At 64.6% G+C, this 20024-nt stretch carries 12 protein-coding genes; 8 read left to right on the top strand and 4 right to left on the bottom strand.

Features of this window, described 5'->3' with window-relative positions; translation table 11 throughout:
- Nucleotides 1-11 precede the first annotated feature (11 nt).
- The 3 genes from CSC73_RS17010 to CSC73_RS17000 are packed head-to-tail and all read left to right on the top strand — an operon-like array spanning nucleotide 12 to nucleotide 5913.
- Nucleotides 12-1337: an acetyl ornithine aminotransferase family protein gene (locus CSC73_RS17010; protein ID WP_163842870.1), complete on the top strand. Its 1326-nt coding sequence runs from the start codon at nucleotides 12-14 to the stop codon at nucleotides 1335-1337.
- Nucleotides 1334-3886, top strand: a complete 2553-nt coding sequence (locus tag CSC73_RS17005; RefSeq protein ID WP_163842868.1) for a CehA/McbA family metallohydrolase — start codon at nucleotides 1334-1336, stop codon at nucleotides 3884-3886. The genes CSC73_RS17010 and CSC73_RS17005 overlap by 4 nt, the downstream gene beginning before the upstream one ends.
- The gene (locus tag CSC73_RS17000; RefSeq protein ID WP_163842865.1) at nucleotides 3883-5913 is read left to right on the top strand and encodes a S9 family peptidase; all 2031 of its coding nucleotides are present in this window, start codon (nucleotides 3883-3885) and stop codon (nucleotides 5911-5913) included. The genes CSC73_RS17005 and CSC73_RS17000 overlap by 4 nt, the downstream gene beginning before the upstream one ends.
- A gap of 131 nt (nucleotides 5914-6044) precedes the next feature.
- On the opposite strand, the gene CSC73_RS16995 is transcribed toward CSC73_RS17000, so the two are convergent.
- Nucleotides 6045-7217 (bottom strand): DmpA family aminopeptidase, encoded by a 1173-nt coding sequence (locus tag CSC73_RS16995; protein ID WP_163842862.1) that lies wholly within the window; start codon nucleotides 7215-7217, stop codon nucleotides 6045-6047.
- Between the two features lie 58 nt (nucleotides 7218-7275).
- Between CSC73_RS16995 and CSC73_RS16990 the strand changes: the two genes are divergently transcribed.
- The 5 genes from CSC73_RS16990 to CSC73_RS16970 all read left to right on the top strand — a co-directional run bounded on the left by CSC73_RS16990 (nucleotide 7276) and on the right by CSC73_RS16970 (nucleotide 15070).
- Nucleotides 7276-8346, top strand: coding sequence for an aromatic ring-hydroxylating oxygenase subunit alpha (locus tag CSC73_RS16990; RefSeq protein WP_163842859.1), 1071 nt, complete (start codon nucleotides 7276-7278; stop codon nucleotides 8344-8346).
- Nucleotides 8343-9641 (top strand): Xaa-Pro dipeptidase, encoded by a 1299-nt coding sequence (locus CSC73_RS16985; RefSeq protein ID WP_163842857.1) that lies wholly within the window; start codon nucleotides 8343-8345, stop codon nucleotides 9639-9641. Before CSC73_RS16990 ends, CSC73_RS16985 begins: the two co-directional genes overlap by 4 nt.
- Nucleotides 9642-9970: 329 nt before the next feature.
- Nucleotides 9971-11284: an APC family permease gene (locus CSC73_RS16980; RefSeq protein WP_163842854.1), complete on the top strand. Its 1314-nt coding sequence runs from the start codon at nucleotides 9971-9973 to the stop codon at nucleotides 11282-11284.
- Nucleotides 11285-11287: 3 nt separating this feature from the next.
- On the top strand, nucleotides 11288-13348 hold the full coding sequence (locus CSC73_RS16975) for an oxidoreductase (RefSeq protein ID WP_163842851.1): 2061 nt from the start codon (nucleotides 11288-11290) through the stop codon (nucleotides 13346-13348).
- A 186-nt stretch (nucleotides 13349-13534) separates the two neighbouring features.
- The gene (locus CSC73_RS16970; RefSeq protein WP_163842848.1) at nucleotides 13535-15070 is read left to right on the top strand and encodes a serine hydrolase domain-containing protein; all 1536 of its coding nucleotides are present in this window, start codon (nucleotides 13535-13537) and stop codon (nucleotides 15068-15070) included.
- Between the two features lie 283 nt (nucleotides 15071-15353).
- On the opposite strand, the gene CSC73_RS16965 is transcribed toward CSC73_RS16970, so the two are convergent.
- The 3 genes from CSC73_RS16965 to CSC73_RS16955 all read right to left on the bottom strand — a co-directional run.
- Complete coding sequence (locus tag CSC73_RS16965) at nucleotides 15354-16916, bottom strand: sodium/sugar symporter (RefSeq protein WP_163842846.1); 1563 nt, start codon at nucleotides 16914-16916, stop codon at nucleotides 15354-15356.
- 72 nt (nucleotides 16917-16988) lie between these two features.
- Entirely contained in the window at nucleotides 16989-19571 is a 2583-nt protein-coding gene (locus CSC73_RS16960) for a glycoside hydrolase family 3 protein (RefSeq protein WP_425502343.1), read from the bottom strand.
- 133 nt (nucleotides 19572-19704) lie between these two features.
- The coding region (locus CSC73_RS16955) for an MFS transporter (protein WP_163842840.1) at nucleotides 19705-20024 on the bottom strand (320 nt) is incomplete at its 5' end.

Raw genomic sequence — 20024 nt, 5'->3', positions numbered from 1 at the left:
GAAGGCCCGCAATGAGCATCCCCCACCTCAAGACCGAACTTCCCGGCCCCAAGGCCCGCGCCATGATCGCGCGCGATGCGGAAGTGATCTCGCCCTCCTATCCTCGCGACTATCCCTTCGTCATGTCGCACGGCCGCGGCACCGAAGTGTGGGATGTGGACGGCAACCGCTTCCTTGATTTCGCCGCCGGCATCGCGGTATGCGCGACCGGCCATGCGCATCCCCAGGTGGTGGCCGCGGTGAAGGCGGCGGCGGACGATTTCCTGCACATCTCCAGCGATTACTGGCACGAGAACATGACCGCGCTCGGCGAGCGTCTGGCCGCGGTCGCGCCGATGGCCGAACCGGCGATGAGCTTCCTCTGCCAGTCCGGCACCGAAGCGGTGGAAGGCGCGTTGAAGCTGGCGCGCTACGTGACCAAGCGGCCGCGCTTCATCGGCTTCCTGGGCGGATTCCACGGCCGCACCATGGGTTCGCTGTCCTTCACCTCCAGCAAATACACCCAGCAGCTGGGCTTCGCACCGACCATGCCGGGCGTGACCCATGTGCCCTATCCCAATGCGTATCGCCCGCTGTTCGCCGGCGACGACCAGGGCAAGGCCGTGCTGGACTACATCCGTATGCTGTTCGAACGCAGCGTGCCTGCGAGCGAAGTCGCCGCGGTATTGGTGGAACCGCTGCAGGGCGAAGGCGGTTACCTGGTGCCGCCTCCGGGATTCCTGGCCGGTTTGCGCGCGTTGTGCGACGAACACGGCATCCTGCTGATCTTCGACGAAGTGCAATCGGGCGTGGGCCGTACCGGCAGGATGTTCGCCTGCGAACACGCTGGTGTTTCCCCGGACATCATGACCCTGGCCAAGGGTCTGGGCTCGGGCCTGCCGATCGGCGCGGTGGTGGCGCGCAAATCGCTGATGTCGCAGTGGAAGCGCGGCGCGCACGGCAACACCTACGGCGGCAATCCGATTGCCTGCGCCGCCGCCAACGCGACCCTGGACCTGGTGCGCGGCGGCCTTATCGATAACGCGGCCACGGTCGGCGCGCATTTCATGCAACGCTTGCACGAACTCAAACGCGACTACCCCTGCATCGGCGAGGTGCGCGGCCAGGGCCTGATGATCGGCATGGAACTGATCGAAAGCGATGCGGACCGGACCCCGGCGCGCAGCCTGTGCGACGACGTGGTCACCCGTGCTTTCCACAACGGCCTGTTGTTGCTTTCCTGCGGCGTCAGCACGGTGCGCTTCATGCCGCCGCTGACCACCAGCATCGCCGAGGTGGACGAAGCGATGGAAATGTTGCGTACCAGTCTGCATCAGGCTTTGCGCGGCACTTTATGAATGCCGCTCCGCCTGCGCACCGGTTCCCGCTGTGTCTGCTGGCGGCGCTGTTGCTGGCCGGTCCGGCGCAGGCCGCGCGCGAACCGGTGCTGAAGCAGGTCGACCTGCCGCATAGCTACTACTGGCGCGAGCTATATATTCCGCAGCTGACCACCGGTCCTTCGTCCGCCAGTTTCATGCCAGATGGAAAGACGCTGGTCTACAGCATGGGCGGGTCGTTGTGGAAACAGGCGATCGGCAGCGACCGGGCGATCGAATTGACCCATGCCCGCGGCGCCTACGACTACCAGCCCGACATAAGCCGCGATGGCGGCAGCGTGGTGTTCTCGCGCTACGACGGCAACAGCATCGAACTGTGGCGCCTGGATCTTGCCAGCGGCGACGAGCAACCGCTGACTTCGGGCGGCGCGGTCAACGTCGAGCCCAGGCTGTCGCCCGATGGAAAACGCCTGGCGTGGGTATCGACCCAAGGTAGCGGGCATTTCAATCTGTTCACCGCCGATCTGCAGGGCAACCGGCTGCGCCACGCGCGCCCGCTGCTCGGCGAACGGCGCAGCAGGATCGACCGCTACTATTACTCGGCCTTCGACCACGCCATCAATCCGTCCTGGTCGGCCGATGGCAAGACGCTTTACTACGTGGGCAATGCCGAAGTCGCCTGGGGAACCGGCGACCTGTGGGCGGTAGAGGCGGCCAATCCGCAGCGGCCGCGGAAGATCCTCGGCGAAGAAACCAGCTGGAGCGCGCGGCCCGAACTTGCGCCCGACGGCAAGCGGCTGCTCTACGGCAGTTACCGCGGCCGCCAATGGCAGCAGCTGTGGCTGACCACGCCGGCAGGCGTGGCGCCGCTGCCGCTGACCTTCGGCGAATACGACCGCCGCAGCGCACGCTGGTCGCCGGACGGCAAGCGCATCGCCTTCATCGACAACCGCGACGGCAACACCGCGTTGCGGGTCATGGACACGGTCGGCGGCGCGACCACGACACTGGCGCCCACCCGTCTTGTCCGCAAGCTCCCGCATGGCCGCGTGTTGCTGAAGATCGTCGACGAACGCGGCAAGCCGATCTCGGCGCGCGTGTCGGCGACCGGCAGCGATGCGCGCGCGCATGCGCCCGCCGATGCGTGGATGCAGGCCGACGATGGCTTCGACCGTGCCGTGCAGTCTTCGGAAACCCACTACTTCCATTGCGCGTCCCCGTGCCTGCTGGACCTGCCAGCCGGGCAGGCTTCCATCGAAGTGCGCCATGGATTCCAGTACTCACCCTGGCGGCAGCAAGTCGAAGTGGGCGCTGACGGAGTTTCCAGCATCACCGCCAAATTGCAGCCGCAACGTCTGCCTGCCCCGTTCGGCGACTGGGTCAGCGCCGATCTGCACGTGCACATGAACTATGGCGGCCACTACCGCAACACTCCTGCCAACCTCGTCCGCCAGGCGCAAGCCGAAGATCTGGATGTGGTCTTCAACACCATCGTCAACAAGGAAGAGCGCGTCCCCGACATCGGCTACTTCAGCACCCGGCCCGATGCGGCCAGTACCGCGCACACCACCCTGCTGCAGGCGCAGGAGTACCACACCAGTTTCTGGGGGCATCTTGGTTTGCTGCAGCTGGACGACCACTACCTCACCCCCGATTTCTCCGCCTATCGCCATACCGCGCTGGACAGTGCTTATCCGCACAACGGCGTGATCGCCGACCTGGCGCATTCGCAACATGGGCTGGTCGGCTACGTGCATCCGTTCGATACCTTTCCCGATCCGGCCAAGGATCCGGTATTGAGCAACGCGCTGCCTGCCGACGCCATCGGCGGCAAGATCGACTACCTGGAAGTGGTCGGTTTCTCCGATCACAAGGCCACCGCCGCGGTCTGGTACCGCCTGCTCAACCTGGGCCTGCGCCTGGCCGCCGGCGCCGGCACCGACGCCATGGCCAACTACGCATCGCTGCGCGGCCCGGTGGGCATGAACCGCGTGTTCCTGGATACCGGCGGGCGCCGCGACAACGCATCGCTGGCCGCAGCATTGAAAGGCGGCCACGGTTTCGTCAGCAACGGCCCGCTGCTGGGCTTGCTGGTGGACGGCAGGAAACCTGGGGAAACGACGCCGTCCAATCAATCGCATGCTTATCGCATCGCACTGCGCTCGCCGGTGGCGATGGACCACCTGGAGCTGGTGAACAACGGCAAGGTGGTGAAGGTCTTCGATCTGTCCGGCGATCGTCGCAGCCTCGACTCGCACGGCACGGTCGGACTGGAAGACGGCTGGGTACTGCTGCGCGCCTGGAACGACGGCGCCGATCCGCAGGTGATGGACCTGTATCCGTACGCGACCACCAATCCGGTCTGGCTGGGCGATGCCAGGGCCACCAGTGCCCCGCAGGATGCGGCTTATTTCGCCCGCTGGCTGGACCGCGTGATCGAGGCCGCCGCAGCGCGCGACGACTACAACGACGCCGGTGAACGCAGCGCCACGCTGCAGTATCTGCAACAGACGCGCGAACGCTATCGCGCCATCGCCGAAAGCCGGTCGCCACAGGGGAACGAAAGATGAAAACGACGGCCATGTTGCTGCTGGCGCTGGCGGCCGGCACCGCGCAAGCGCAGGAAAGCGAAAAGTTCATGCCGTCCGATCTGGCCCGGCTGGCCGACCTTACCGAGCCCGACCTCAGCAACGATGGACTGTCGCTGGTCTACACCGTCACCACGGCGAACCTGCAGGAAGACATGGCCCAGTCCGATCTGTGGCGCGTCGATTACGACGGCCGCAATCGCAAACAGCTGACCGCAACGCCCGACAGCAGCGAGTGGCGGCCGCAGTGGTCGGCCGATGGCCGTTGGCTGGCATTCCTGTCCGACCGCAAGACCGCCAAGGCCGCGAAAACAGGCGGCGCCGATGCCAAGCAAGAAGAAGAGAACACCCAGGCCTGGCTGATGTCCGCACAGGGAACGCGGCTGCGCCGGCTCACCGCCTTCGCCGACGGCGTGGAGGATTTCGTCTGGTCTCCCGATGGCGCAAAGCTGGCCCTGATCGTGATGGACCCGGAGTTTCCCGCCGGCACGCCCAAACCGAAGAACCCGCCGCCCATCGTCACCGAACGCTACCAGTTCAAGGAAGACGGCGCCGGTTACCTGGGCGCGCGGCGCAAGCATCTTTACCTGTTCGATATCGCCAGCGGCAAGGTCGAACAGCTGACCTCCGGCGCCCACGACGAACTGCTGCCGGCGTGGTCGCCCGACGGCAAGCTGATCGCCTACGTCACCAAACGCGGACCGGACCCGGACCGGCACCTCAACTTCGACCTCTACGCAATCGAACCCAGGGCCGGCGCGAAGGAGCGGCAGCTGACCACCTTCCCCGGTTCCGATCTGGATCCGTACTGGGAAACGCGGCCGGCGTGGAGCCCGGACAGCGGGCGCATCGCCTACCTGCGCAGCGGCGAGGACAAGTGGATCTATTACGCGCCCTGGCAGCTGGCGGTGGTGGACCTGGCGACGGGCAAGGAAACCATTCCGGCCGACATCGACCGCTGTTTCTACAAGCCGCGCTGGTCGCCCGACGGCAAGAGCATCTACGCACTGGTCGAACAAAGCCTGGTCACCCGCTTGTCGCGCATCGACCTGGCCGACGGCAAGGTCGCCGACCTCACCCACGGCGACCGCTTCGATTACGACCTCGACGTTTCCGCGGACGGCCGCATCGTGGTGCTGGGTGGCGACGACCGTCAGCCCTACGAGGTTTCCGCAGTGAACGCCGATGGATTGCGCCCGTTGGGAAAACATAACGAATGGCTGGCGGAGAAACGGTTGGCGGATGTGGAGAAGATCCGTTTCCGCAACCAGGAAGGAACGGAGCTGGAAGGCCTGCTGATGAAACCGGTCGGCTATGAAAAGGGCAAGCGCTATCCCACCTTGCTGCGCCTGCACGGCGGTCCGGTATACGAATACAGCCACGAATTCATGCCCGACTGGCAAACCTATGCAGCGCAGGGCTATGCCATCGTCGCGGTGAATCCGCGCGGCAGTTCCGGCCGGGGTTTCGACTTCGCCAAGGCAATCTATGCCGACTGGGGCAACAAGGACGTGCAGGACGTGCTGGCCGGTGTCGACCACGCGGTGCGGATGGGCATCGCCGATTCCGATCGCCTGGGCATCGGTGGCTGGAGTTATGGTTCCATCCTCACCAATGCGGTGATCGCGCGCGATAACCGCTTCAAGGCCGCGGTCAGCGGCGCCGGCGCTTCCAACATGTACGCGATGTTCGGCCACGACCAGTACATCCGCGAATACGAGCTGGAACTGGGCACGCCCTGGAACGACCGCGAGCAGTACGACCGCGCCAGCTACCCGTTCCTGCATGCCGACCGGATCAAGACGCCGACCTTGTTCCAGTGCGCGGAGAAGGATTTCAACGTGCCCTGCCTGGGCGCCGAACAGATGTATCAAGCGCTGCGCTCCTTGAACGTGCCCACGCAGCTGGTTATCTATCCGGGAGAGAACCACGGGCTGACGGTGCCGAGCTATCTGCGCGACCGGTTGGAGCGCAATCTGGCGTGGTACGACAAGTACCTGAAACCTTGAGCGGCGCAATGTTCGGCCCAACAGCCAAGAACAAACCTTGTCATCCCGAACGCAGCGAGGGATCTGCTTGCCCGCGACCGGCCAAGAGCAGAAGCAGATCCCTCACTGCGTTCGGGATGACGGCTTCACTTTCATCCCGCGACTCGTTTCTTCGGCGAATAACGCCCGAACCTCTTCAACAACTTCACCAGCTCCGGATGCGAAATGGCCTTGGCGTAATGCCCTTCGTTGCCCTGCATATCGCGCGCGGCGACCATGGCGTTGACGATGGCTTCTTCGGTGGCCTGCACCGTGGCTTCGAACAAACCGTCCAGATGCTCGATGCCGACGAAGCTGGCCTGCGAGACCGCATCGCCCTTCAGAGCGCCTGCATTGGCGGTGGAAAAGGCGAGGAAAATATCGCCGGAGCCGTTTCCCGCATAGCTGCCCATCCGCGCCAGGCCCATGCCTGCGCGCTTGGCGATGCGCTTCAACTGGTGCGGCAGCAATGGCGCATCGGTGGCGACTACGATGATGATGGAACCGGTATCGCCGGCGTCTGGATGGTCCTGGCTGTAGATCCGGTCGTCGCGCAGATGCTGGCCGATCGGCACGCCCGCGATGCGCAACGAATCGCGCATTCCGTAGTTGGCCTGCACCAGCACGCCCACCGTGTAGTTGCCGCCCGCATCGGCCTTGACGATGCGCGAGGCGGTGCCGGTGCCGCATTTGAACTCATGGCAGATCATGCCGGTGCCGCCGCCGACGTTGCCTTCGGCGACCGGTCCGCCTCTCGCATCGGCGAGCGCCTTGGCGACATGCTCGGGCCGCACGTGGAAACCGTTGATGTCGTTGAGTTCGCCGTCCCAGGTTTCGGCCACTACCGGCAGCGACCACCAGTAACCGGAAGAGTCGACCGTGCCCGACCGCACCCGCTCGGCGATCACCGCATCGCGGACCACGCCCACGCTGTGGGTGTTGGTCAGCATCACCGGTCCTTCCAGTTGCCCGGATTCGTCGATCCAGGCGGTGCCGGTCATCTCGCCGTTGCCGTTGAGTGCGAACCATGCGCCGAACACCGGCGTTTCCAGCGTGGCCTGTCCACGCGGCAGGATCGCGGTGACGCCCGTGCGCACTTTCTTTCCGGCGGACAGATTCTCGATCAACGTGACTTGCCCAACAGTAACGCCGGCAACATCGGTGATCGCATTGAGCGGCCCGGCGGTTCCTTCGAAAGGGACGCCAAGATCGCGCGCGCGCGGTGTGGCAGCGGACGCCAGCGCGCAGAACGCGCACAATGCGGCTGCAGTGAGGAAACGGATCATGGAGCGCTCCACCAACGGGGCCGGACGGCATTGAAGCTTACAACTACAGGAGGATGCGATGCGGGCAGTTGACACGGCAAAGGAACTGGAGCTGGCGAGCGCCTTGCCGGCACGCTATTACTTCGGCGACGACATGCTGGCGATGGAACAGCGTTCGGTGTTCGCACGCAGCTGGCAGTTGGTGGCGCACCATAACCAGCTGGCCGAACCCGGCGACCATGTGGTCGAGAAGATCGGCGAGGTGCCGGTGATCGTGGTCCGCGGACAGGACGGCGTGCTGCGCGCCTTCCCCAACGTCTGCCGCCACCGCGCCGGACCGCTGGCGCTTTGCAACGGCAAAGGCGCGCGCGCCTTGCATTGCAAATACCACGGCTGGACCTACACGCTGGAAGGCCAGCTGCGCAGCGCGCCGGAAATGCAGGCGGCGGCCGATTTCAACGTGGCCGACATCCGCCTGCCGCCGCTGCGCGTACACGAATGGCAGGGACTGGTGTTCGTGGCCTTGAGCGATGACGTGCCGGCTTTCGATGAAGTGTACGGCGGCATCGTCGAACGCATCGCCCCGATCGACCTGTCGGCGATGCGCTACCTGCGCCGCGATTCCTACGACATCGATTGCAACTGGAAGGTCTACATCGACAACTTCCTGGAAGGCTACCACCTGCCCCACGTGCACCCGGGGCTGTCCAAGGTGCTGGACTACCGCGCCTACGACACCGAACTGTTCCCCTGGTACTCGCTGCAATCCTCGCCGCTGCGCGACGGCGGCGAATTCTATGGCGAGGGCGAAGCGTTCTACTACCACGTCTACCCCAACGTGATGCTCAACATCATGCCGGGCCGTTTGCAGACCAACCGCATCCTGCCGCTGGGTCCGGGACGCTGCCGGGTGGAGTTCGACTATTACTACGCGCAGGACGACAAGGCCATGTCGCGTATCGCCGCCGACCAGGCCTTCAGCGACGAAGTGCAGATCGAGGACGTGACCATCTGCGAAGCTGTGCAGAAAGGCCTGGCCTCGGGCTTCTACGAGGCCGGCCGGCTTTGCCCCAAACGCGAAAGCGGCGTATGGCATTTCCAGAATCTGTTGCGCGCGGCCTATGCCGGCGACGCTGGAGCAACCGCATGACCGCTCGCGCTTCCCTGCTCGCCGCTGCATTCTCGCTTTGCGCATTCGCTTCCTATGCGGATTGCGCGGAACGCACCGTCGTCCGCGCCGGGCATCTGCTGGATGTCGAAACGGGAAAAGTACTGGCGGACCAGGCGATAGCAATCGAAGACGGAAAAATCGTCTCCATAACGCCCTGGAACAGTGCTTCCGGCAGCGTCCGCGTCCGCGTCCTCGACTGGTCGACCTACACCGTCGTGCCCGGCCTGATGGACATGCACACCCACCTGGCCGACGAAGGCCAGTCCGCCGATCCCGCCGCGCCGCTGAAAAGCAATCCCGGGCGCGACGCCCTCATCGGCGCCAAGAACGCGCGCGACACGCTGCGCGCCGGCTTCACCACGGTGCGCGATGTCGGCGTGTTCCGCGGCCTGGCCGACGTGACCCTGCGCGATGCGATCAACGCCGGCCTGGTACCTGGCCCACGCATGTTCGTGGCCGGCGCCTACATCACCATCAGCGGGGGCGGCGGCGAGATCACCGGCCTGCCCGCAGGCACGGTGGTGCCGCCGGAGTTCCGTCTGGGGGTTTCCGACAACGAAGAGGAAATCCGCAAGCACGTGGACTACCTGCTGGACCATGGCGCCGACTTCATCAAGGTCATCGCCACCGGCGCGGTGCTGGCGGCGGGTACGGAACCGGGCCAATCGGAATACACCGAATCCCAGATCCGTGCGGCCGTCGAGGAAGCGAAGAAGCACGGCACCTTCGTCGCCGCCCACGCCCATGGCGCCGAAGGCATCAAACGCGCGGTACGCGCCGGCGTGCGTTCCATCGAGCACGGCTCGTTGATGGACGACGAATCCATCGCCCTGATGAAACAGTACGGCACCTGGCTGGATGCGGACATCTACAACGGCGACTACATAGACACCGTAGGGCGCGAAGCCGGCTGGTCCGAAGAAATCATGCGCAAGAACCTGGAAACCACCGACGCCCAACGCCAGGGCTTCCGCAAGGCGGTCAAGGCCGGCGTCAATATTTCCTACGGCACCGATGCCGGCGTCTATCCGCATGGCGACAATGCACGCCAGTTCGCCTACATGGTGAAGTATGGGATGACGCCGCTGCAGGCTATCCAGTCGGCGACGATCGGTTCCGCCACCCTGCTTGGAAAGGAGAAGGAGTTGGGATCGATCGCGGTGGGCAAGTTCGCCGATCTGGTTGCGGTGGAATGCGATCCGCTGGGGGATGTGGAGTGTTTGCGCAAAGTGCGTGGCGTTATGAAAGCAGGCGTATCCGTTTCTCTTAACTGAGAACCGGGAACACGACCTTATGGCAGCAGCGGACGCAATGGCGATTTCCACCTCTCCCCTTGTGGGAGAGGTCGACGCGCTTGGCGCGGCGGGAGAGGGGTTGTCGAAGCCAGCCGACCGATGCGACGGTAAAATTTCCGAGGCCACTACGCCATGGTCGCCACACTCGAAAAGTCCGCGTCAAACAAGCCTCCCAGGCTCCGTCTCCCCCTCTTCCGGCGCTTCGCGCCACCCCGTATCAAGTACGGGGCAGGCTCTTCTCCCACGAGGGGAGAAGGGGTCCGTCGATACTTTCTTGACATAACTACCTATACGCACTCCGGAGCAGCATGAACGAATCCAAGCAAATCGGCTTCTGGACCTGCACCGCCCTGGTAGTGGGCAACTGCATCGGCATGGGCATCTTCCTGCTGCCCGCATCGCTGGCGCCGTACGGATTCAACGCGACCATCGGCTGGGGCATCACCGTAGTCGGCTGCATCGCGCTGGCCCGGGTCTTCGCGCGGCTGGCGCGCGAACTTCCCAATGCGGACGGCCCCTACGGCTACGTGCGCAGCACGCTGGGCGAGTTGCCCGCCTACATCGCCCTGTGGTGCTATTGGGTCTCCCTGTGGATCACCAATGCGGCGCTGGCGACCGGCGTGGTCGCCTACATCACCGCGGTCTTTCCCCAGTTGGGCCAGCTGCAACCCTCGCTGTTCGCGCTTGGCCTGTTGTGGACGTTCGTGGTCATCAACCTGTGCGGCGTACGCACCGGCGGCGGCGTGCAGATCGTGACCACGGCGCTGAAGCTGCTGCCCATGCTGGCCATCGCGGTGCTGGCCGTGTGGATGCTGGTGGAAGCGCCGCAGGCCTATGTCGCGCATCCGCCGAGCAAACCGATTTCGCTGGGCGATGCGATGGCCGCTTCCACCATCGCCCTGTTCGCGATGCTGGGCATCGAGTCGGCTACCGTTCCCGCATCCCGCGTCGAGAACCCGGGCCGCACGATCCCGCTCGCCACCATCGTCGGCACCCTGCTCACCGCGGCGATCTACCTGATCGTGTCTACCGTACCGATGCTGTTGCTGCCGGAACAGGAACTGGCCAATGCGCCGGCGCCGTTCGCGCTGCTGATGGATCGTTTCGTGGGCGAGGGCGTGGGCCGCTGGCTGGCCCTGTTCGTCGTCGTCAGCGGGTTGGGGGCGTTGAACGGATGGACGCTGCTGGTCGGCGAACTGACCCGCACCATGGCCGACAACGGCGTGCTGCCCGCCTTCCTGTCGCGCAACAACCGGCGCGGCGCTCCGGGCTTCGCGCTGATCGTCACTGCGCTGCTCGCGAGCGCGATGATCCTGATGAACTACAGCAAGTCGCTGGTCAACGGCTTCACCGTCCTGAGCCAGGTGGTCACGGCCGCCAACCTGCCGCTGTATCTCTGCTGCTCGCTGGCATTGGCGGTGTTGTGGTATCGCGGCAAACGCCTGGACGACAAAGCCATACGCGGATTGGCGCTGATCTCGGCGCTGGGAACGGCTTATTCCATCTTCGCCTTCATCGGCATGGGCCACGAAGCCTTCATGATGGCGCTGGTGCTGGCCGCCGCGGGCTTGCCGCTTTACCTGTTCATGCGCATCCTGCGTGTCCGCCTCAACCGGTCCTGATCCATGGCTCGCGATCCCCGTTACGACCTGTTGTTCACGCCGATAAAGATCGGTCCGGTGACCGCCAAGAACCGTTTCTTCCAAGTGCCGCATTGCAACGGCATGGGCCACGCCATGCCGTTGGCGCATGCGGCGATGCGCGAAGTGAAAGCCGAAGGCGGCTGGGCGGTGATTTCGACCGAGGAATGCGAGATCCACCCCAGCAGCGACTTGACGCCGTACGTCGAAGCGCGCCTGTGGGACGACCGCGATATCCCCGCGCTGGCGCTGATGAGCGACAAGGTGCATGCGCATGGCGCGCTGGCGGCGCTGGAGCTTTCGCACAACGGGCCGACCGCTTCCAACCTTTTTTCGCGCGAAGTGCTGATCGCGCCTTCGCACCAGCCGTCCAAGTACGGCTACCCGGCGCAGGCCCGCGCCATGGACTTGCACGACATACGCGAATACAGGCGCTGGCATCGCGAGGCCGCGATCCGCGGCAAGCGCGCGGGCATGGACATCATCTACGTCTACGCCGGACACGATCTGTCGCTGGCCATGCATTTCCTGCAGCGCCGCCGCAACCAGCGCACCGACGAGTACGGCGGATCGCTGGAGAACCGCGTGCGCCTGCTGCGCGAAGTGCTGCAGGACACCAAGGACGCGGTGGGCGACACCTGCGCCGTCGCCATCCGCTTCGCCACCGAGGAACTGCTTGGGCCGGGCGGCGTGGAGTTGAACGAAGCGCGCGATATCGTCGGCATGCTGGCCGAAATTCCCGATTTGTGGGACGTCAACGTGGCCGCCTGGTACAACGATTCCCTGCCCTCGCGTTTCGCCGCCGAGGGCGCGCAGGAACCCTTCATCGATTTCGTCAAGAAGACCACCACCAGACCGGTGGTCGGCGTGGGCCGTTTCACCTCGCCCGACACCATGGTGTCGCAGATCAAGCGCGGCGTGCTGGACATGATCGGCGCCGCGCGCCCGTCCATCGCCGATCCCTTCCTGCCTAAGAAGATCGAGGAAGGACGCATCGACGACATCCGCGAATGCATCGGCTGCAATATCTGCGTGTCCGGCGACATGACCATTTCGCCGATCCGCTGCACGCAGAACCCGACCATGGGCGAAGAGTGGCGCAAGGACTGGCATCCGGAAAACATCGCCAAGCGGCGATCCGAATCGCGCGTGCTGGTGGTGGGCGCCGGCCCGGCAGGTCTTGAAGCCGCACGTGCATTGGGCCAGCGCGGCTATGAAGTGAGCGTGGCCGAAGGCCGCAAGGAATTGGGCGGCCGCGTGAGCCGCGAGGCGCGCCTGCCCGGGTTGTCGGAATGGGCGCGCGTACGCGACTGGCGCGTGGGCCAGATAGGCAAGATGGAGAACGTGAGCATCTACCAGGATTCGCAGCTGACCGCGCAGGACGTGCTCGACTTCGGCGCCGAGCACGTGGTGCTGGCCACCGGCTGCCATTGGCGCCGCGACGGCTACGGGCGCAGCAACGGACTGGGCATCGCCGGCTTCGAAGGCAACGAACGCATCTTCACTCCCGACGACCTGATGGACGGACGCATGCCGCAGGGCCGCGTCGCCATCTTCGACGACGACTATTTCTACCTGGCCAGCGTGCTGGCCGAAGCGCTGCGCAAGCAGGGTTGCGAAGTCGCCTATCTGACCGCCGACGACACCATCGCCTCATGGAGCGTGCACACGCTGGACTACAGGCACATCCAGGTCCGCATGGCCGAGCTGGAGGTCGAACAGGTGGTGTCGCACAACATCACCGGCTTCGAGGGTACGACGCTGTCGCTCGAGCAGGTCTGGAGCGGAAAGACGCGCACGCTGGAATGCGACGCGGTCGTGGCCATCACCGCCAGGCTGCCCGACGATGCGCTCTACCAGGCGCTGCTGTCGCGCCAGGCCGAATGGGCCGACGCCGGCATCCGCTCGGTGCGCTGCATCGGCGATGCGCATGCGCCCGGGCTCATTGCCCACGCGGTCTACGAAGGCCATCGCTATGCGCGCGAACTCGATGCCGACCCCACCGGTGATGTGGCGTTCAAGCGCCATTTCCATGCGGCGCAATAGCCGCGGACATTTCAGCACTTGGTTTACGACTTTCATCGCCGGCGCTCAAGCAGGTTTGATGAAGAGGATCGCGTTCCTGTAGGATTCGTCCGACGATTTTTGCTTCAACGCTGGCTAGGGCACCGGGCCAACGTTCTGCGACATCCCTCCGGCGGGCGCTGCCAACCAGTCAATGGAGGGCAACTCGTGCCTGCAATCAATCGCCGCCAACTGCTGCTTGGCAGCCTTTCGCTTCCCTTGCTTGCCTTGCCGTCCGCCGGATGGGCGCAAGTCCAGACCCCGCGCGTTTCCTTCGAGTCGCTTCTGCGGCCCACGGTCCACTCGGGGAACGAACGCTGGGAACTCACCCGGCGGATGTCCCACTACGGCGTACCGGGCGTGGCCGTGGCGGTCCTGCGCGATGGACGGACGGTTAGCCTGAAGGGCTACGGCTCAAGGCTGGCCGGACATGATTTTCCCATCGGGCCAGACACCCTGTTTTCCGTCGGCTCGGTGAGCAAGGTCGCGACCGCGGCCCTTTGCCTGAAACTCGTCGCGCTGGGCAAGCTCGATCTCGATCAAGGCGTCGATCACTGGCTGCGCCGCTGGCGTCTTCCGCAAGGACTGGAAGGCGATACCAGCGACGTCAGTCTGCGGATGTTGCTATCGCACACCGCCGGCTTCAATGTCCATGGGTTCAAGGATGTGGAACCGTCCGAACCGTTGCCGTCACTTGTACAAACGTTGAACGGCGTACTGCCGGCACTGAACAAACCGTTGCAACGGATCGACCGGGCAGGAAGCCGGTCCCGTTACTCGGGTGGTGGCTACATGGTGGCGCAGGCCGTCATTGAAGATGCGATGGGGCAAGCCTTCGACGCGTTGGCGCGTCGGTATCTGTTCGCTCCGCTGGGCATGGGCCGCAGCCGGTTCGATGCAGCCCCTTCGGCTGCTACGGCCGATATCGCGCACGCCCACGACGGTTCCGGCAAGCCCGTGGCGCTTCCTCGTGGATGGCAGAGCTTTCCCGAACTCGCTCCCTCCGGGCTCTGGACTTCAGCCCGCGATCTCGCCCGGCTGGTCGAAGCGCTCTGCGCCAGCTACCGCAAATCCGGCGGCTTTCTGCCGCAAGCGCTGGCGATAGACATGATGACCGCGGTTTCTCCGGGCACGTTCGGCCTGGGACCGCGCCTGGCCGGCGAAGGCAGCGCGCGCATCTTCCATCATGCCGGCGCGAACGACAGTTACAAAGCCTATATCGAGGGCAATCTCGATAGCGGCGATGGTCTGGTGATAGTCGCCAATGGCGTCAATGGCGACGTCCTGGGCGATGAGATACGCAACGCTGTGTCCGACTCGCTGGAGTGGCCTGGCGACTGGTCGGTGAAAATCAGTCCGGTGGCCGCCGCGGATTTGCTCGACGAATTCGTCGGCGCATACAAGCGGCGAGCGGATCAGAGTCCTGAGTTGATGGGGATTCTGGACACCAGTTTCGATATCCAGGATCTCACCGTGCTCCATACTCCCGATGGGCTGGAGTTGCAGGCGAAGGGCAAGCGCAGACCGCTCAAACCAGTGAGCAGCAACCGATTCGTGGCGCCCGATTCCTATATTCCGGCCGGAACATTGCAGATCGCATTCAATCGAGGGGCGGTGCGCGGCGTAAAGAGCCTGACGATTGTCGCGGGCGGCGGCGTTCTTGTGTTCGACAAGCAGCCCGTAGAGGGCCAAGAATCGGATTGACCCGATCCTTCATGTCATCCCAGCCGCCTGATTGGAAGCACCCCGTTCGAGTCTGGCCGCCTTCGACCAGAGGCGGGCGTTATATATCCAGTCCGCATCGCCGACCGACTGCGGCATCGATGAAATTGTTTTCCTGCCTGCCGGCCTAAGCTAGCAGGCGTACCTTCGCCTCGCGATCCCACTGGCGGGTCTTGGCCGTCGCAACGAACGCCTTGGCGTCGGCGGCGTTGTGGTCCTGAACCTGTTTTCCGAAACGAGCGCGCATTGAACGGCAGCCGTTCCCTCACCAGAAACTGGCGTACAACGCGCACAGGATCGCGACCACTGCCACGCTGGCGATGTTGAACGATGCGCTGGTCGCGTAGCTGACGTCGCCGGTCTTGATCCGGTCGTTGACGCCGGATGCTTTGCTCGCCAGCGACACCACGATGGCCAGCGCCAGGGCCAGCAGGAACACCAGGCCGACGCGATCCATGAACGGCAGCGACGGCCATGCCAGCTTCAACACCACCGATAGCGCGAACGAGCCGATCGCCGCAGCCAGCGCGCCGGCTTCGTTGGCGCGCTTCCAGAACAGGCCCAGCACGAAAATCACCACGATGCCCGGAGTGAAGAAGCCGGTGTATTCCTGGATGTACTGGAAGCCCTGATCGAAGCTGCCCAGCAACGGACGCGCGGTCAGGATGGCCAGCAGCAGGGATACGGTGGCCGCGATGCGGCCGACGCGCACCAGTTTGGTCTCGTCGTGGTTCTTGCGCTGCTTGGCGTAGAAATCCAGGGTGAAGATGGTGGCGACCGAATTGATCTTGGACGCCAGCGACGCCACGATGGCCGCCACCAGCGCCGCGAACACCAGGCCCAGGATGCCGCTGGGCAGAATCGCCATCATGGTCGGATAAGCCTGATCGGGACGCGCAAGATCTTTGGCCAGCACCACCGCGGCGATGCCCGGCAGCACCACGATCACCGGCATCAGCAGCTTGAGGAAGGCGGCGAAAACCACGCCTTTCTGCGCTTCCCTGATGTCCTTGGCCGCCAGTGCGCGCTGGATGATGTACTGGTTGAAGCCCCAGTAGCTGACATTCATGATCCACATGCCGCCGATCAGCACGCTCAGTCCCGGCAGGTCCTTGTAGAAGGGACTGTCCTTGGACAGGATCATGTGGAAATGCTCGGGGTGCGCCTGCCACAGCTTGCTGAAGCCGGCCACGATGCCGGCGCCGTCCCCGATCTTGCTGAGCGTCAGCGCCGACACCAGCAAGCCGCCCAGCACCAATAGCGACACTTGCACGATATCGGTCAGCGCCACCGCTTTCAGTCCGCCGTACAGCTGGTAGGCCAGCGCGAAAATCCCCAGCAACGCCAACGCCAGCATCTGGTTCATGCCGGTGACCTGCGCGACGGCCAGCGAACCCAGCCACAGGATCGAGGTGAGATTGACGAAGACGTACAGCCCCAGCCAGAACACCGCCATCAGCGTGCGGATCCTGGTGCCGTAACGCTCTTCCAGGAACTGCGGCATGGTGTAGATGCCGTTGCGCAGGAAGATGGGCAGGAAGAACTTGCCCACGATGAGCAGGGTGAGCGCCGCCATCCATTCGTAGGAGGCGATCGCCAAACCGATGGCATAGCCGGAACCGGACATGCCGATGATCTGCTCGGCCGAGATGTTGGCCGCGATCAGCGAAGCGCCGATCGCCCACCATGGCAGCGATTTGCTGGCGAGGAAATAATCCTTCGCCGACTTCCGGTGCCCGCCCTTCTCGCGCGACACCAACTGCGCCAGCACGAAAATGCCGACCAGGTAGGCCAGGACGATGCCGATATCGATCGGGGATAGTGTCATTTCAGCCTCGACTGCAAACCTGGTTGGCACGGACCGGCAGCGACGCCGGAGAAGGAAACGTGTGGCGAATCGTCAGGGCTTGGGACACTTGAACACGTGGTCGGCCTCGTTGATCGCGCCCAGCGCCACACGCGACAGCGAGAGCTGCAAAGCGCCGGCTGTCTCCAGCCGCATCGGCTGGGTCAACTTCGTAAGATCGGCGCCCGCCGCGCCGAAGCACTTCAACGGCACTCCCAGCGTGGTCCATTGCTCTTTCGGCAACGCCGCCAACGCATCGCGCAGAGGCAAGGTCGCAGCGCAACCTTCGCCGCAGGCCACGCCCAGATTCACCTCCGCTTGCGGCACCGTCTCCGGGCGCAGGGTCAACACCAGCATCACGTCGCCGTTGGATTCGCGCAGCACATCGAAGGGAGCATCGGCCAGCAGGAACGCACTGGCCTTGCCGGTACCGGCCCAGGAGAAACGCATGGCGTCTTCCTGCGCCTTGTGGTCCACCGCGGCGACACGGAGGCTGTCGTCGTGCAGCGCGGCGGGCAATGTGGTGACCTTGGTCGCATGGTTCTGCGCGCTTTCCAGACGCAGGCCCGTTCCCGGCGCAGCGCATCCGCGGGCGAAGTAGACGCCGGCGACTTTCTGTTCGCCCGACAGCCCCGACACTTCCGGCAACGGCGCGAGATCGCCTTTATCGCTATAGGTCAGGCCGTAGCCGAAAGCGAACTGCGGCGAGTAATCCTTCTGCCCGACGTTGTTGGCGAACTGCGTGGCGGTGCGCGGCCAGGAGAAGCCCAGCTTGCCCTTGAAGTCGTGCGCCGTTTTGCCCTGCGCATCGCGCAACAGCACATCGGCGACGCCCGCGCCTTCCGATCCGGGCAGCCAGGCCGCCACGAACGCATCGGCGGCGTTGATCTCGCGGTTCACCCACAAGGGCCGGCCGCTCAGGAACACCGCGACCACCGGAATGCCTTCGGCCTTCAGCCGCTTGATCAGCTGCAGGTCGCTGTCGTCGCCGGACTTGTAGGACAGATCGGGAATGTCGCCCTGGAATTCGGCATAGGGATTTTCGCCGAAGACCACGATGGCGGCATCGGGTTTCTTCTTGTATTTCCCATCCACCGCCAGTTCGGCGTTGCCGCCCGCGGCCTTCACCTGCGCCTGCAGGCCTTCCCAGATGGAATCGGCATTGGGATAGTCCGCACGCGTGGTGCCCGTGCCCTGCCAGTTCAACGTCCAGCCGCCGGATTGCTTGCCGACATCGTTGGCGCCATCGCCGGCCACCAGCAGCGTCTTGTGCGGATCCAGCGGCAGCACGCCGCCCTGGTTCTTCAGCAACACCAGCGATTCGCGCACGGCCTGGCGCGCTACCGCACGGTGCTCGGGCGCACCCAGCAATTCGAACTTGCCGCCAAGCGGCCGTTGCGAAGGCTTGCCGGCCTCGAACAGGCCAAGGCGGAACTTCACCCGCAGGATGCGCCGCACCGCGTCGTCCAGCCGTTCCATCGGCAGCGTGCCGGCTTTCACCGCGGCCACCGCGGTTTCGTAGAAGCCCTTCCAGCTGTCCGGCGCCATCGCCATGTCCAGGCCGGCGACAATCGTGGCCGGACAGTTGTCGTTGGTGCAGCCTTTGACCTGACCGTGGCCGTTCCAGTCGCCCACCACGAAGCCGCCGAAATTCATCCGCCCTTTCAACACTTCGGTCAGCAGATGCCGGTTGCCGTGCATCTTCTCGCCGTTGACGCTGTTGAACGAGGCCATGACGGTCTGCGCGCCGGCCGCGATGGCCGGCGGATAACCGGCGCCATGGATACGTGCCAATTCGGCTTCGTCGATCCTGGTATCGCCCTGGTCCTTGCCGCCGGTAGTGCCGCCGTCGCCCAGGAAATGCTTCACCGACACCATCACATGCGAGCCGTCCAGGAAGTCGGGCGCACCGGCCTTGCCCTGTAGCCCTTCGACCATCCTGCCGGCGAAGCTGGCGACGACGTCGGGCGATTCCGAATAGCCTTCGTAGCTGCGTCCCCAGCGATCGTCCTGCGGCACGGCCACGGTCGGCGCGAACGCCCATTCCATGCCGGTAGTGCGCGTTTCCACCGCGGTGACCTTGCCGATCCGCTCCATCAGATCCGGATTGCGGGTCGCGCCCAGGCCGATGTTGTGCGGGAACAAGGTCGCGCCGACGATGTTGCTCTGGCCATGCACCGCATCGATGCCGAACAGGATCGGGATGGCCTTGCCGCCGTGCGATGTGTCCATAGACGCTTCATAGAACGCATCGGCCAGCGCCAGCCATTGCGCGGGCGTGGCGTTGTACTTGCCGCCCGGATCGGAATTGCCGCCGGCCAGTACCGAACCCAATCGATACTTGCGCACGTCGTCCGGCGTCAGGCTGGCGATATCGCCCTGCACGATCTGGCCGACTTTCTCCTCCACCGTCATCTTCGCCATCAGCTCATCGATGCGCTTCTCGATGGCGGGGTCTTCGGGCAGCGGCCAGGCGACCGCGGGCCATGGCGAAGCGGATTCTGCCGTGGCGGCGGCCGCGGGCGCTTTTTCGTCGCGACAAGCCACGACCGACAGCGCCAATGCCACTGGAACGGCCAACAGCAAACCCGTCCGCAACAGGGGACGGAAACGGGAAGGCTCAGCGAATGTGTTCAATGTCGTGACTCCGTCATGCATAGATAAGATCAAATGCAGGCCCGCCGTATCGGCGAGCCCTGCCCCGCTTCCAAACCAGGGAAAAATAATGCGCGCAAGCCGTTGCGCGATCCGTTCCCCCGCACCAGCCCTGTCAGCCTTCCATCTGTTCCAGCTCCCTGCCCTTGGTTTCGTACACGTACTTGATCACGAAGAATACCGAGATCACCGCGGCCACCGTGTAGATACCGTACGCCCCGGCCAGACCGATGCCGGTCAGCAGGATCGGGAAAGTGACGGTGATGAGGAAGTTCGACGTCCACTGCGCCGCCCCCGCCACCGCCAGTCCGGAACCGCGGATCTGGTTGGGGAACATCTCGCCCAGCATCACCCACATCACCGGACCCCAGGACATGTTGAAGAACACCACGTAGACGTTGGCCGCCACCAGCGCCAGCATGCCCATCGAGTCGG

Origin of the sequence: Pseudoxanthomonas sacheonensis (assembly GCF_010093305.1) — a bacterium.
In the GTDB taxonomy this organism is placed as follows: Bacteria; Pseudomonadota; Gammaproteobacteria; order Xanthomonadales; family Xanthomonadaceae; genus Pseudoxanthomonas_A; species Pseudoxanthomonas_A sacheonensis.
This window is presented reverse-complemented; position numbering and strand designations above follow the sequence as displayed.